Origin of the sequence: Paenibacillus sp. FSL R7-0333 (genome assembly GCF_038000365.1) — a bacterium.
Classification (GTDB): domain Bacteria; phylum Bacillota; class Bacilli; order Paenibacillales; family Paenibacillaceae; genus Paenibacillus_AQ; species Paenibacillus_AQ silagei.
Map to the genome: position 1 here is coordinate 2,433,086 of NZ_JBBOBZ010000001.1, position 13,807 is coordinate 2,446,892.

The following is a 13,807-nucleotide window of genomic DNA, read 5'->3' on the forward strand; positions in this document are numbered from 1 at the left end:
GCTATGATTCCTTTTCGTTTCCTGCATGCTGCGGATCTGCATCTGGACAGCCGGTTCGCCGGTCTGTCCCATCTCCCGCAGGATATCCGCTCCTATCTCCGGGAGTCCACCTTCGCCGCCCTCGGGCGGCTTGTTGGCGTAGCCATCCTGCAAAAGGTAGATTTCGTAGTCATTAGCGGCGACGTCTACGATGTCTCAGATGCTTCGCTTCAGGGGCAGCTCCGGTTCCGGGAGGCCCTGGAGGAACTTGGACGCCACGGGATTCAGGTGTTCCTGATCCACGGTAACCATGATCCGCTGGACGGCCCGCGCCTTAGTTCGGCACCGCCTGCCCATGTTACGGTATTCGGCGGCAGTGAGCCGAAGCACGTGACCGCCCGCCGCAGGGAAGACGGACGGGAGGTAGCTGTGGTTAGCGGCATCTCCTACCCGACCTCCAAAGTGACAGAGAATACAGCTCTGCGCTTCAGCCGCCAGCCGGGCAGCAGCCTGTTCCATATCGCCCTGCTGCATGGCAATGTGGACGGGGATCTCCAGCATGAGACGTACTCCCCGTGCACCCGGAAGGATCTGATCGGCAGGGGCTATGACTATTGGGCGCTCGGGCATATTCATAAGCGGAGTATTCTGCATGAGCATCCGCCTATCGTCTATCCGGGCAATATTCAAGGGAGAAGCATTAAGGAGACCGGGCCAAAGGGCTGCTATACGGTTGATGTCAATGCAGAGGGGGGAGTCCGGCTGGATTTCCATGAACTGGACAGTGTGCGCTGGCAGGTCCGCGAGCTCTCTATTGATGGGCTCATTGACGAGGCCGAGTGGACCCTCGCTGTAGAGAATGCAGTGGAGGATATCCGCAGCGAGACCCCGCAGATGATGTCTGTGGTCAGGTTCCGCCTGACGGGGCGGGGCGATATACATAAGGTGCTGGCGGAGAAGGGGGCGGCGGATGACCTGCTCACCGAGCTGCAGCGGCGGGAAGCTGTGCGTGCGGTGCGCAAGGAATATGCAGGCTTGGTCTGGACGGAAGGCTTCTCCATCGAAACGGGACTTGCGGTTGACCGTGAGTACTTGCTTCTGGAGGACAGCTTCCTGGGTGAAATGCTGCGGCTTGCCGAACACAGTGGCGGGAATGCCGCAGAGTTGGACGAGCTGGTCGCTACTGCGCTGAGACCGATGATGGAGAATCAGGAGCTGCGCAGGCTGCTATTATCCATAGGAGCCGAAGAGAAGCAGGAATGGCTTAGAGGTGCAGCGGAGCTGGGAATCACATTGCTGAGCGGACTGGAAGAGTCCGGCGGGACGCCGCTGAATGCTGCGGAAGAAGGCAAGGACTGGTCTGCTAAGGGCAGTGAAGCATTCATGGAAGGGTCTGAATTGGTGGCGGGAAGGACGCTGAAGGATACTGACGGATGGGTGATGAGTAAGGCCGCTGCTGAGGATGCAGGAGATGGCGATGGACAGCAAGGCCGGGAGGTAGAGGAATGAAGATCGATTCATTGCGGATAGACGGCTACGGAAGGCTGGCTCAGCGGGAGATCGGACTGAATGAAGGGGTCACGGTTCTGTTCGGACGCAACGAGGCGGGTAAAAGCACGACCCTGCAGTTCATCCGTGCTATGCTGTACGGCATCCCCGGCCGGGGGAATCCGGCTGAACGGTACGAGCCGCTGCAAGGGGGGACGCACGGCGGGGTGCTGGAAGCAAGGGATGAGTCCGGCGCATTATGGACTATCCGCCGGTATGCATCCGGCGGCGCGGGGCCGGGCAGAGCAGAGAAGCTGCATATTGCACTCAGCCATCCGGATGGCCGTACGGAGGAGCTGAATCAGGCGGAGCTGGAGCGGCGTCTGCTTGGCGGCATCTCCCGGAGTATGTTCCGCCAGCTGTTCGCTGTCTCACTTGACGAGCTGCAGGAGCTGGGTGCCTTGCAGTCCGGGGAAATGAGCAGCTACCTGTTCCATGCCGGGATGGGCGGCGGCGGGGAGATTATGAGGGCAGAGAAGCGTCTGGTTCAAGAGTCCGAGAAGCTCTACAAGCCGCGTGGTAAGGTCCAGGAGGCGGCCAGGATTCTGCAGTCTATCGGGAAGCTGGAGCAGGAGGTAGCGGAGAGCCGCTCTTATCTGCCAAGATATAACGGGAATACTCTGGCTCTGGAAGCTGCGGAGCAGCAGCTGGAGCAGATGAAGCTGGACCGCGAGCTCGCCGGAGCAAGGCTGATGAAGCTGCGCAAGGCGCAGGACATCCGGGAGCTGTGGCTGAAATGGAGCGAAGGCCGGCTGGAGCTTGAAGAGCTTCCCGTGATTGCATCGTTCCCGGATAACGGGGCGGAACGCTGGAGGTCACTTACAGCCGATCTGCGCAGCTTTCAGGGCGCAGCGTTCCGGCTGGAACGGCTGACGGCGGAGCTTACCGCAGAGCTTGCGGCGAATCCGCCCGACCCTCTGCTTGCGGAGCAGGGGCCTGCGCTCGAAGCGCTGGACCGCAGCCGCAGCAGCTATGAGGACAAGCGGGCGGAGCAGCAGCGGCTTGCCGCGGAGCTGACGGCTCTGCGGGAGCAGCTGGAACGCCTGCTGCGCAGCATTGGCGCAGGCTGGGATCCCGCAGAGCTTGCGGGTTTCACCCCCGCCGCCGCGGACCGGGAGGCCGCGCGGCGTTATGCCGCCTCCTTTGCCGGGTATGACCGGCAAATGGAGACCCGGAGCGCGGAGCTGCTGAGCCTCCGCGCCCGCAAGGCCGCCGCCGCCGCTGCACTGCAGGCGGCCGAGCGCCTGCTGGCGCAGGAGCACGCCAGCGGCGCAGCGGACTTCGCGGGCCTGGCTGCGCGCAGCCCGCGTGAACTGGTGCAGCTCTGGGACGAGCTGCAGCAGGCCGCCGAGCGCTGGCGCGAAGCGCAGCTCGGCCCGGAAGGCGGCGCGTCAGCCCCGCGCCGCAGTGACGCCGCCGGGGGCAGCCGCCCCGGCGCGAACGGGCGCCGGGCGGCACGCTACCGGCGCTTCCTGCAGGCGGGCGCAGCGCTTACGCTGCTGCTGCCGCCTGCGCTGTGGCTGACCGGCGCACCGCCGGTCAGCGTATGGTCCGCGCTCGGCCTGCTGGCCGCAGCGGACCTGTGGCTCTGGGCCGCCCTGCGCGCAGCGGGGGCGGCGGTTCCCCCGCCGGAGCCGGGCGGCGGGGCGGCAGGCAAGGCCGCAGCGGAGATGCTGCGGCTGCGCGGGCAGCTGCTCTCCGGTGCGGAGCGGGAGAGCGGCGAGGCGTCCAGCCCTGACGCAGGCGGGCTGGAGGCCGGGATGCGCGAGCTGCGCCGGCTGATGGAGGCCTGGGGCAGCTGGCGCCAGCGCGTAGACCGGCAGGCGGCTGAGGCCGAGGCCTGCCGGACGGAGCTTGAGCGGCTGAGCGGACAGGAGCAGGTGCTGACCGGCGAGCTGGAGGAAGCGGAGGCCCGCTTCACAGAGCTGGCGGCGCGCTACGAAGATTGGCTGCGTCTGCGGAGACTCCCCGAAGGGCTGTCCCCGGACAGCCTGCCGGATATTTTCGCCCTGGCAGAGCAGGGCCATGAGCTGCTGCGCCAGGAGGCCAAATGGTCTGCGCGGCTAAGCGGACTGGCGGCGGAATGTGCACTCTATGAACAGGAAGGGATGAAGCTGCTTGCAGCTGCGGAGACCGGACGGCCAGACACTATTCCCTACATAGCTGAGCAGCAATCACAGCGCGCCAGGGTGTCTACTGTCCAGCAATCACTACCCGCTACTCCGCTTACTGATCAGCACCATCTACCCGTTACCGAGCCTACTGAGCAGCAATCACTACCCGCTACTCCGCTTACTGATCAGCACCAGCTACCCGCTACCGAGCCTACTGAGCAGCAATCGCTACCGGCTGCTCCGCTTACTGATCAGCAGCAGCTATCTGCTAGCGATTCATCTGCTTATCAGACGTCATCACCTACCGCTTTTAATGATCAGCACCGGCTACCCGACACCAATCCTACCGCCCAGCATCCACCCGCAACTCCAGCTGCTCCCCGCCACCCCACACCAGCCGCCCTATTAACCTGGCTGGAGCTGCGGAAGCGGGAGTGGGATCAGCTGAAGGCTGAGCTGCTGCGCAGAGAGAGTGTGGAGGCGCGGCTGGCTGAAGTCCGGGAGGAGCTGGCAGCGAATCACAGGGAGCAGGCGGAATTGAACCTGCGCTGCTCGAAGCTGCTAGAGGAAGGCGGTGCTGAGGACGGCGAGCAGTTCCTGCGCCGTTCCTCGGCGTGGCTGAGGCGGATAGAGGTTACGCGGTCCGTGCGTCAAGCGGAGCTGGCGATGTTCAGCGGATGGGATGACGAAGGCCGGGCAGAGCTGCTGAGTCTGCTCACGCATCTGGACGCTGGGCGGCTTGCGCAGGAGCGTCAGGCCGCGGAAGAAGCGGCGGCCGAGCTTGAAGAGGAACGCAGCGCACTGCTTGAGCAGCGCGGCAAGCTGCTGCAGGAACGGGAAGCATTGACGAAGCGCGGCAAGGAAGATACTGCGCTCCAGCAACTGGAGGAACAGCGGGCGGCACTGCGTAATCTGGCCGGGCAATATGCGGTAACGGCGCTGGCGGCCGAGCTGATGGGCCGGACACGCCGAATCTATGAGCAGGAGAAGCAGCCGCAGGTGCTGCAGCTGGCCTCCGTGTATTTCGCGAAGCTCACGCACGGGGAATACCGCCGGATCGTGATGACGCTGGGGCATAAAGAGCTGAAGGCTGAACATAAGGATGCCGGACTGCTGGACAGCGGGCTGCTCAGCCGGGGAACTGCGGAGCAGCTGTATCTGGCAATCCGGCTGGCCCTGGCAGAAACGATGAGCAGCAAGGTGAATCTGCCGCTGTTCTTCGATGATCTGTTCGTTAACTTCGATGAATACCGGCTTCATGCGGCTCTGGCTCTGCTTGGTGAGCTGTCTTCTTCCCGGCAGATCGTCATGATGACCTGCCATCGTCATGTCGCCGAAGCTGTGGCGGGCAGCATTCCTGCCGCAGCAGTTATTTCCGTGTAGTGCGGATCGCAGGCTTGATGCTGACAATCGTGATTCCCTGCTTCTTGCCGCCCGCTCCTCCTGTGGGCGGCTTGCCCTGCCCCGGCGGCGGAGACATAGGGGAGCGCACCAGCATGACCACCCATATCAGACACAGCGCGCCGAAGATCGGGTAGAAGATGCCCAGCAGCGAGCTGAAGCCGAATTGGCTGAACACATAGCAGATCAGCATCAGCAGCGGGGCGACAAGCGCAGGGGCGACTGGGAGCCGCTGTTGGAGCTGTACGCTTACCCCGTAGATACCGGCGACGAAGGTGCTGAAGATTTCCATGAAGATTAGCAGCAAGAAGACCATCTGCACCACCGGACCCAACCGGATGGCGATGCTTCCCATCGGAATCTCGAACTGCAAGATACCCGGCATCTGCGAGCTCATGGCAAAATGGGCCGCCAGCAGCATGAACCCGATGCCCGCTCCGCCCAGAATCCCGCCGCGCACCAGCGCACGTTCGTCATCCGTATGACGGGCCAGCGGAACCAGCACTGCCTGGGCCATGCCAAGGTTGAACGAAGTATAGAGCAGCGGAGAGATCCAGGCATTGATGCCGCTGTGATCCGTGGGCAGGAAGAGGAAGCGGTCGGCTCCCGGGACGCCCAGCGTATTACAGACAAGGATCAGCGACAAAGTAAGCATCAGGGGCACCACCAGGCTGTTGATCTGCAGAATTCCCGAAATGCCGCGCTTCAGCAGCAAGTAAGATCCGAGGATCGTCAGAAGCAACCCCGCCTGATAAGGGAGGCTGAGATGCTCCTTGAAGATCGCCCCGGCGCCTGCCAGCATGATGCTGTTCACCCCGATCAGAATAATCATGGTAAACAGGCTGATGATGGTCCCGGTCTTGGCTCCGAACAGGTGGCGGTTGAAATCCTCATACGAGTCCGCAGAGATTTTCCGGGCGATGATCATCATTTTGGTGCCCAGCCAGATAAAGAGAGCGGCAGAGAATAGAATCGTCAGCAGCGCCCAGTGGCCGTATCTGGTGAAAAAACGGAGGATTTCCTGGCCGGTAGCGAATCCGGCGCCGACAATGGTGCCAATATAAGTGAAAGCGATCTGTAATGTGCGGATATGTGACTTCATGCTTAGCCTCCTTATGAATGCTGCGAAGTTTACAATTGCGGGGCCTGCAAGGATATAGCCTTGTGTAGTCCGCATAGTACAGGTTATGATGAGGAACAGAGGGACATGACTTCCGCCTGGACGAACAGGTGCGATTTCGGTGGAACGTCTATAAAGGGTAATGGAGGTTTACAATGATGGAATTATTGAAACAGCGGATATTGGAGGAAGGCGTAGTCGTCTCGGATCAGGTGCTCAAGCTGGATGGACTGCTTAACCACCAGGTCGATCCGATGCTGACGATGGAAATGGGACGGGAATTTGCCCGCAGATTTGCTGAGGCTGGAGTTACTCGCGTAGTGACTGTGGAATCCTCGGGGATTGCCGTGGCATTTGCCACCGCTTATGAGATGAAGGTGCCGCTGGTGTTTGCCCGGCGCAAAAAAACGCTGCTGGCTGATCCCGACGCTCTGTGTGAACGGGTTCCATCTTTTACCAAAGGGATTGTTACGGACATTATGCTGTCCCGCCAGTTCATCTCGGAGGATGACAAAATCCTCTTCATCGATGATATTATCGCCAATGGCGACGCGGCGCGCGGCCTGATTAAGATTATCCAGCGTTCAGGTGCCGAGCTGGTGGGCCTTGGCGTAGTGGTCGAAAAAAGCTTCCAGGCCGGTGCCCGCACGATCCGGGAACAGGGAATCCGTCTGGAGTCTCTTGTTGATATCACCTCTCTTAATGACGGGACGATTGTTTTTGGATAAGGCTGAAGTGACAATAACAGGAACACAGCCTATTTTTGAAACATCTGCTTTTCACCCTATAAGTTTTCCTTTATAATAAAAATTAGACATGAGAGAGGAGGCGTCACAATGGGGAAAGAACCGGTGACAGAGCAATTTTTTATTGATAAACTAACCGAGGCTAAGGATCATTTCGAACGTGCGCTGGATTGCAAACACACGGAGTTCGACGATTTGTATCCCTATATGATCGAACATCCTCAATTTTTCTGGTACAAACGTTATGTTGCTTGGTCGGAGCTTTTGACAATCACAAGTTTGTGTGAAGAGCTGTCGTATGGCTGGAGACAGACATTCACAGAGCATCAGGTCGAATATCTGGAACAACGTGTGATGTCCGCTAAAGTTCTTGACTTCTGGTTTGAGAAGAATGAAGCGCTGATATAGGAACTTCATAAGACATACAGATTGCTTTTGAAAGATAACTAGACCCGGATGATTCTCATTTGGGTCTTTTTCATGACCGGATTCAGAGTTAAATTGGACAAGCTAAGCACAGAGAGGGGAGTAAGAATACTATGATAAGTGATGAACAACTGGATGCCTACCGGATTTCCGGTGAGCGGATAAGAGTTGTACGCGACGGGCTGGCGAGCAATGATATCCGGGGAATCGTGCTGGCCTGGGACGAGACCCAGGTGATGATCCGGCGTCCGAACAAGCATGTGGTGAAGCTGGACCGGAGATACCTGTATCAGCCGGTGAGCGAGCCGAGACCGGAAGCCTATACCCCGGAATGAGCGGAGAATGGAGGTCAAGATGAGTCATCATCATAAAATAGCGATCGTTACCGGAGGTGCAGGCGGAATCGGACGCTGCCTCACCGATGAATTACTGAAGGCCGGAGCAGTGGTTGCCTGCATCGATACGGATCTTGCTGCCGGACGCTGGCTGGAGGCCAAGTATGGAAGAGAGCGTCTGTTCTTTTATCAGGGAGACATTGCGGAACAGCCGGTGCTGGATGATTTCATCTCACAGGTAATCAGCCGCTACGGACAGGTGGATTACCTGATTAACAATGCCTGTATCAGCCGTAAAGGGCTGCAATCAGAATGCAGCTATGAGGATTTCGAGTATGTGCAGCGGATTGGAGTGACGGCGCCTTATTACCTGACGCTGCGGCTTAAGCCTCATTTTGCCCAAGGAGCCTCTATTGTGAATATCTCCTCCAGCCGGGAGCGGATGTCACAGCCGGATACCGAGAGCTATACTGCAGCCAAAGGCGGGATCGGCGCATTGACCCACGCCCTTAGTGTAAGTCTTAGCGGTAAAGTGCGGGTTAATGCAATCAGCCCGGGTTGGATTGATACCACCGCTTATCACGGTACAGAGGAATCGGCAGAGCCGGTTCATACAGAGCCGGATCGGCTGCAGCATCCTGCGGGAAGGGTAGGAACTCCGGCGGATATCGCAGGCATGGTGCTGTTCTTGTGCAGTGAGGCTGCGGGATTCATAACGGGCGAGAATATTACAATCGATGGCGGAATGAGCAAGCAGATGATCTACCATGGAGACGAAGGCTGGACCTATCAGCCTGGAGGACAACGATGAAGCTGCCTATAATTAAAAATGCCGGGGAACTGGCCGCGCTGGTGCGGGAGATCGGTTATCTGCCCTTGTTCCGCTGTGAGATCGCAGGCTTCTCTCTGGAGGAATGCACTCCTGCGGGCTACTGGTTCGTGAAGGGTGTAGAAGGGCCGTGGGAGTGGCGCGAGGAGATTGCGGCCGGGGGCGAGATCGCTTATGCGAAGCTCTTTAACAAGAAGGCCGGGTTCATCAGCAGAGAATGGTACCCGGACTTCGCCAATTACCGCCGGGACGGTTATGATTTCGATGCCAGATATGATGACGGACTGGCCTCCATGGCCAGCAAACGAATCATGGATGTGCTGCTGGAGCATGAGGCGGGGCTGCTCTCCAGTGATCTTAAAGGGCTGTCCGGCTTCGAGGCCAAAGGTGCGAAAGGCTTCGACACAGCCATGACGCTGCTCCAGATGCAGACCTACATTACAGCCAGCAAATTCGAGTATAAGCAGGACAAGCATGGCCGTCCCTACGGCTGGGGAATCGGGCGTTATGCCGTGAGCGAGTATGTATTTGGAGCAGATTATGTGACTTCGCGTTACAATGATCAGCCAGTGTCATCCAGGGAGCGGATTATGGAGCATACGGCTAAACTGTTCCCGGAGGCAGGATCGAAGCAGCTGGAGAAGGTTCTAAAGTAAGGTTAGGCGTCACAAAAACCGAACACAATAGCTCACACGAAGGCACCTGAGCCAAATGTATGCGAAAAACCAATTACAATTGCTCGCGTGGAGCTACCTGGTCCAAATATAGTCGAAAAACCGATTATAATTACTCGCGTGGAGCTACCTGCTCCAAATGTAATCGAAAAACCGATTACATTTGCTCGCGTGGAGGTACCTGGTCCAAATGTAATCAAAAAACCGATTACAATTGCTCGCGCGAAGGTACCTGCTCCAAATGTAATCGAAAAACCGATTACAATCGCTCGCGCGAAGGTACCTGCTCGAAATGTAATCGAAAAACCAATTACAATTGCTCGCGTGGAGCTACCTGTGCCTGTACTCCAGACGACAAAGTCTAATCAAACCACTCCCCGTCAACGTATCATATATTGATCTGCACCCGCACCAAGAGCCTCGTCCAGAATAGGACGAGGCTCTTATGTCAGTAATACAATCCATTACAAGATGCGGCTTAGATGGACATCGCCAACTGTTCGGCTTGTTCTTCCCGGGGGAGGACCGAGGCCAGCTCTGCACCCAGTCCGAGGTAGGCACGCATACGCTGCATCATTTCATTACGGAAGCCGGGCCATAGAATATGGATCTCGCCAACATAGCCCCGGCAGTTATACTCGGCGGTAACTCCGCGCTGATCCTGGCGTACAGTGCTGATCTTGAGCTGGCTCACGGTAAGCTCGCGGGTAACCTCCTGCAGCATCAGGGATGTCTTCTTGGTAGCGCTGGATACCAGCTCCATGTAGAGCTGGGGAGTCTTGAACAGACCGCTCTTGCCGATGGCACGGCAGTCCCGTTCAAATACTTTATGAATAAACGTTAGCAGCAGATAGCTTCTGACCAGGGACAATTCATCTTTGGTTATATTCTCAGGGATGGTTGGTGTAGTTAGGGGGTGTCTCTTGGTAATCGCCATTATAAATCACCTCATTTATAGTATGCGAACCTTTGTTCTCATTATACACCGAATCCGCAAATAAAAGCAATATTTTACTTGCAATTTATGGATAGCAATTTACAATAAAATAAACTTGACTCCATAATTCCGGCATGGTAAGATCAATCTTGTGACTGCGCAAGCAAGTCAACTGAATATGCGGTCATGGCGGAATTGGCAGACGCGCTGGCTTCAGGTGCCAGTGGTAGCAATATCGTGGAGGTTCGAGTCCTCTTGACCGCATCGCAGATTATAAAGGCCCGTTCATTTACCCTTGTGGGAATGGACGGGCCTTTGTTGTGTTTATTTTCCTTCCCGTCTTCGCTGGTGCGGCATCCTCATTCTTTAGTATAAGTCGTAATTCCTCTTGAATATAAATTCTCCGCTAACTTGATGAATTCTTCTGGGGGTAGATCCTTATCTCTTTGGAGCCAAAGACGAAATAAAGAAAGGGTCGTCGTCAGGTTGTTTTTTCATGTGTCCCTCCTGCTGGTGTATAAGATATCATCCGACAGATATTAAAAAATTGATGATTGATCAAGGAATCCTAAAGCTTTATGATCACATCATACAACATGTTGTTGGATGATTATACGGAAATATGAATCGGCGGGGTGGTTAAATGTCAGCAGCAAAGCAAGACAGAATTCTAATTTTCGGCGCAGGTGTCATCGGGAGTATTTACGCAATGAAGTTTACGGAAGCCGGGTTTGACGTTAGCCTGTTTGCGCGTTCGGACAGATTCAGATCTTTACAAGAAAAAGGTCTGCAATACCATGACAAAGGTACAGTCAGATCGATTCCGGTGAAGGTTATAGATACAGTCGAAAATGATGATGTATACGATTATATTTTCGTTACCGTCCGTTATGACCGGGCCGAATCCGCGTTGTTAGCACTAAAGGATAATCAAAGCCCGAATATCGTTACGATGACCAATAGCTCCATTGGATTTTCTTCGTGGCGGAGGATTGTCGGGGATCGGCTCCTGCCGGCTTTTCCCGGCTTCGGCGGACAGATTAAAGATGGGGTCCTGTACGCCCGGTTCATGCCCAAGTTTCTAGTGGCCACCTCATTTGGCGAAGTGAACGGCGCAGTGACGCAGCGCGTCTTAAAGCTCGCACAAGTCTTTCAAGCCGCCATGCTTCCTTACGTTATCAAAAAGGATATGCAGGCGTTTCTAATCACCCATTCCGTATCCGACATTGCTCTGCTGGGCAGTTTGTACGGCGGAAACGCAGACCCGGCCCGAACCCGAAAGACGGCACGTCAAATAACAGTTACTCTCAAAGCGTACCTCAGGAAAATAAAACAAGCGGGTGTTGCCGTTGATCCGCCACTTTTCACAATAGTCCCAAAGCTCCCAAGCTTCATACTGGATGTTCTCTTCATTGCTTGGCTACGCACGAAAATGGTTAAAGATATGCTGCTGCCGGATTATGCGAATGCTGCGAACCAGGAGGTTGTGCAGCTGGAGCAGGATCTGACGAAATTTTTATCTATGCAGAACGGCTGATACCGGATCATTGTAATCTGAGCAATTAAAACCTGCAAAAAAGGGTTAAGTGTATTACATAACTGCAGTCTGTACTACTAATTCTGCCTCAATCTTAACCAAGGAGTGAGCAATGATGAGCTGGGATGTATTTATCATGAAAGAGAAGTACGATTTTGAAGCGCCGGAGGAAGAACAGCCCCCAATGCCTCCCCTGGGACAACGTGATGAAATCATTGAGAAGCTGACCCGCCGTATACCGAACCTGGATTACCGGGATAAGGCTTGGGGCTTCCTTGAGGGCGAGGGGTATTCGATCGAGTTCAACACAGGTGATGAGGAGCTTGTGAATTCCATCATGCTGCATGTCCGGGGCGGGGGAACGGTGATGGAGACGATCCGGCTGGTCTGTGAGACACTGGAGGCTTATGCGCTGGATACATCGGATTCCGGCTATATCGATTTTGAGCAGCCTGAGCAAGCGGAGCAATCCTGGGAGCAATTTCAGCGGTATCGTGACCAGGTGTTGAAGAATGATAACTAAAGAGGTATATGGGAATCAACAGAGGCACAGGATGGTAATCACCTGCAGCCTCTGTTTTTTTTGCTGTGTACAGCCCTCTCAAAATCGCCTGAAATAACGTGCAGAAGGGTATTGACGCCTGAAGATTGATCATGTTAATATTTTCACGTGGCAAACTAACATGTCAGTATACATGAATAGCATGTTAGCATGTTAACTCATTTATCCTACTTCAGGAGGTTATTTTGTGGATGTGGCTAATGTTGTAATCGGTTTCATTATGGTTTTATCGTTTTTTGGATTGGTGTGGTATTGCGTCAAGGGGTATAACCTCATGGTTGGCTTCTTCGTCATGTCGGTGCTGTGGACCTCGATTGCCCTGATCGGAAATAGCATTCATCCTACCTCCGTGATGGAGGGCAAGACTTTCATTGATGTCCTTACCAACGTATTCCAGACAGGGCCGGAGAATTACGGGAAGGCGATCCTGGTTAATATTTTCTTCGGCGCCTTCTTCGGAAGAGTCCTGATCGACACCGGGATTGCCGCTACTCTGATTCGTAAGGTTGTAGAGCTTGGGGGAGACAAACCCAGAATCACCATGTCTCTGCTGTGTATCGTTACCGCTGTAATCTTCACATCCATGACCGGTATCGGCCCGGTAATCTCCATTGCGGTCATCGTGCTGCCGATCATGCTGTCGCTCGGGATTCCTTCACCGATTGCCCTGTTCTCCTTCATGGGCTCAATCATGGCGGGGATCTTCGGGAACATTGTGAACTTTAAGCAATATCAGGCGATTTTTGCAACAGCCAATGAGAGTTATGCCAGCTACGACTACAATACATATTTCAAATTTGGCATGATTGCGATGGCTGTATCCTTGATCGTGGTTCTGGTGGTATCTAATGTGATGATGAACCGGAAGCTCTCCCGGGCCTGGGCGGCAACACCGGATAGCGGAGCTACTGTAGATGCACCTGCTATCTCCTGGATCTCGATCATTCTGCCAGTAGTAGGTGTGGTGGTGCTCAAGGTTCCGATCATTTTTGGATTTATCTTCGCCGCCTTGTTCGCCCTGTTGACCTGCGGTAAGCTGAAGGGCGGTTTTGCAAGCGTTTGCAGAATGCTGTCGAAGCAGTTCGCGGACGGAGCCATAGATGTAGCGCCGATGATCGGGTTCCTGCTCACGCTGTCCATGTTCAACAATGCGGCCACCTATGCTTCCCCTTATTTCAAAACCCTGCTGGACGGCGCAATGCCCCAGACCGCGCTGCTCTTGTGTATTGTCTTCGCCATTCTGACACCGCTCGGCTTCTTCCGCGGCCCGATGAACCTGGTCGGCTCCGGTTCGGCCATCCTGGCTGTCGTGGTGGCAACCGCTGCCTGGCCGGTACAATTCCTCTATCCGCTGTTCGCCATTACTACAGTAGCACCGCAGCATTTGGACGTTACACAGTCCTGGGTGGCCTGGGGCTTCGGCTATACGAAGGTTCCGGCCAAGGAATATATGAAGATGTCGATTCCTACCGGCTGGATCATCGGGATTATTCTGTGTGCGGTTGTGTTCTTCATGTACGGCAATTTAGTGTAGTGTTTAGCACTGCTTAGTATTAATCAATAAGCAGTACTCAAGTCAATAACGAGAAGCTATAAGGA

At 55.4% G+C, this 13,807-nt stretch carries 12 protein-coding genes and 1 tRNA gene; 11 read left to right on the forward strand and 2 right to left on the reverse strand.

Annotated features, from left to right (window positions below):
- Nucleotides 1–3: 3 nt before the first annotated feature.
- A complete protein-coding gene (locus tag MKY86_RS10015; RefSeq protein ID WP_083684867.1) occupies nucleotides 4–1,488 on the forward strand; it encodes a metallophosphoesterase in 1,485 nt (494 codons plus the stop codon).
- Nucleotides 1,485–5,024 carry an AAA family ATPase gene (locus MKY86_RS10020; RefSeq protein WP_076078458.1) on the forward strand — a complete coding sequence of 1,180 codons (3,540 nt, stop codon included), beginning with the start codon at nucleotides 1,485–1,487 and terminating at the stop codon, nucleotides 5,022–5,024. The genes MKY86_RS10015 and MKY86_RS10020 overlap by 4 nt, the downstream gene beginning before the upstream one ends.
- Here the strand turns inward: MKY86_RS10020 and MKY86_RS10025 are convergent.
- Nucleotides 5,011–6,144, reverse strand: a complete 1,134-nt coding sequence (locus MKY86_RS10025) for a YkvI family membrane protein (protein ID WP_076078466.1) — start codon at nucleotides 6,142–6,144, stop codon at nucleotides 5,011–5,013. The genes MKY86_RS10020 and MKY86_RS10025 overlap by 14 nt on opposite strands.
- A 176-nt stretch (nucleotides 6,145–6,320) precedes the next feature.
- Here MKY86_RS10025 and MKY86_RS10030 point away from each other — a divergent pair, with 176 nt between their 5' ends.
- The 5 genes from MKY86_RS10030 (at nucleotide 6,321) to MKY86_RS10050 (ending at nucleotide 9,154) form a co-directional block, all read left to right on the forward strand.
- On the forward strand, nucleotides 6,321–6,890 hold the full coding sequence (locus tag MKY86_RS10030; RefSeq protein WP_036725092.1) for a xanthine phosphoribosyltransferase: 570 nt from the start codon (nucleotides 6,321–6,323) through the stop codon (nucleotides 6,888–6,890).
- A gap of 108 nt (nucleotides 6,891–6,998) precedes the next feature.
- On the forward strand, nucleotides 6,999–7,316 hold the full coding sequence (locus tag MKY86_RS10035; RefSeq protein WP_076078468.1) for a hypothetical protein: 318 nt from the start codon (nucleotides 6,999–7,001) through the stop codon (nucleotides 7,314–7,316).
- A gap of 131 nt (nucleotides 7,317–7,447) precedes the next feature.
- Nucleotides 7,448–7,669, forward strand: coding sequence for a hypothetical protein (locus MKY86_RS10040; RefSeq protein ID WP_036725081.1), 222 nt, complete (start codon nucleotides 7,448–7,450; stop codon nucleotides 7,667–7,669).
- Between the two features lie 19 nt (nucleotides 7,670–7,688).
- Nucleotides 7,689–8,480: an SDR family oxidoreductase gene (locus MKY86_RS10045; protein ID WP_076078469.1), complete on the forward strand. Its 792-nt coding sequence runs from the start codon at nucleotides 7,689–7,691 to the stop codon at nucleotides 8,478–8,480.
- Nucleotides 8,477–9,154, forward strand: a complete 678-nt coding sequence (locus MKY86_RS10050; RefSeq protein ID WP_076078471.1) for an AlkZ-related protein — start codon at nucleotides 8,477–8,479, stop codon at nucleotides 9,152–9,154. Before MKY86_RS10045 ends, MKY86_RS10050 begins: the two co-directional genes overlap by 4 nt.
- 496 nt (nucleotides 9,155–9,650) lie before the next feature.
- Here the strand turns inward: MKY86_RS10050 and MKY86_RS10055 are convergent, their stop codons facing one another.
- Nucleotides 9,651–10,109: a hypothetical protein gene (locus MKY86_RS10055; RefSeq protein WP_076078472.1), complete on the reverse strand. Its 459-nt coding sequence runs from the start codon at nucleotides 10,107–10,109 to the stop codon at nucleotides 9,651–9,653.
- 180 nt (nucleotides 10,110–10,289) lie between these two features.
- Between MKY86_RS10055 and MKY86_RS10060 the strand changes: the two genes are divergently transcribed.
- From MKY86_RS10060 to MKY86_RS10075, 4 genes are all read left to right on the forward strand, one after another.
- A tRNA-Leu gene (locus tag MKY86_RS10060) sits at nucleotides 10,290–10,373 on the forward strand.
- Nucleotides 10,374–10,752: 379 nt separating this feature from the next.
- Nucleotides 10,753–11,646 carry a ketopantoate reductase family protein gene (locus MKY86_RS10065; protein WP_076078474.1) on the forward strand — a complete coding sequence of 298 codons (894 nt, stop codon included), beginning with the start codon at nucleotides 10,753–10,755 and terminating at the stop codon, nucleotides 11,644–11,646.
- Nucleotides 11,647–11,758: 112 nt separating this feature from the next.
- Nucleotides 11,759–12,169 carry a hypothetical protein gene (locus MKY86_RS10070; protein WP_340826803.1) on the forward strand — a complete coding sequence of 137 codons (411 nt, stop codon included), beginning with the start codon at nucleotides 11,759–11,761 and terminating at the stop codon, nucleotides 12,167–12,169.
- Nucleotides 12,170–12,395: 226 nt separating this feature from the next.
- Entirely contained in the window at nucleotides 12,396–13,742 is a 1,347-nt protein-coding gene (locus tag MKY86_RS10075) for a citrate transporter (protein ID WP_083684870.1), read from the forward strand.
- Nucleotides 13,743–13,807: the final 65 nt, after the last annotated feature.

What these genes read in the sequence shown, in the direction of transcription:
- MKY86_RS10045 (WP_076078469.1), top strand. Translation starts at nt 7,689, where the DNA reads ATGAGTCATCATCATAAAATAGCGATCGTTACCGGAGGTGCAGGCGGA.
- MKY86_RS10065 (WP_076078474.1), top strand. Translation starts at nt 10,753, where the DNA reads ATGTCAGCAGCAAAGCAAGACAGAATTCTAATTTTCGGCGCAGGTGTC.
- MKY86_RS10050 (WP_076078471.1), top strand. Translation starts at nt 8,477, where the DNA reads ATGAAGCTGCCTATAATTAAAAATGCCGGGGAACTGGCCGCGCTGGTG.
- MKY86_RS10035 (WP_076078468.1), top strand. Translation starts at nt 6,999, where the DNA reads ATGGGGAAAGAACCGGTGACAGAGCAATTTTTTATTGATAAACTAACC.
- MKY86_RS10030 (WP_036725092.1), top strand. Translation starts at nt 6,321, where the DNA reads ATGGAATTATTGAAACAGCGGATATTGGAGGAAGGCGTAGTCGTCTCG.
- MKY86_RS10025 (WP_076078466.1), bottom strand. Translation starts at nt 6,144, where the DNA reads ATGAAGTCACATATCCGCACATTACAGATCGCTTTCACTTATATTGGC.
- MKY86_RS10040 (WP_036725081.1), top strand. Translation starts at nt 7,448, where the DNA reads ATGATAAGTGATGAACAACTGGATGCCTACCGGATTTCCGGTGAGCGG.
- MKY86_RS10070 (WP_340826803.1), top strand. Translation starts at nt 11,759, where the DNA reads ATGATGAGCTGGGATGTATTTATCATGAAAGAGAAGTACGATTTTGAA.
- MKY86_RS10055 (WP_076078472.1), bottom strand. Translation starts at nt 10,109, where the DNA reads ATGGCGATTACCAAGAGACACCCCCTAACTACACCAACCATCCCTGAG.
- MKY86_RS10020 (WP_076078458.1), top strand. Translation starts at nt 1,485, where the DNA reads ATGAAGATCGATTCATTGCGGATAGACGGCTACGGAAGGCTGGCTCAG.
- MKY86_RS10015 (WP_083684867.1), top strand. Translation starts at nt 4, where the DNA reads ATGATTCCTTTTCGTTTCCTGCATGCTGCGGATCTGCATCTGGACAGC.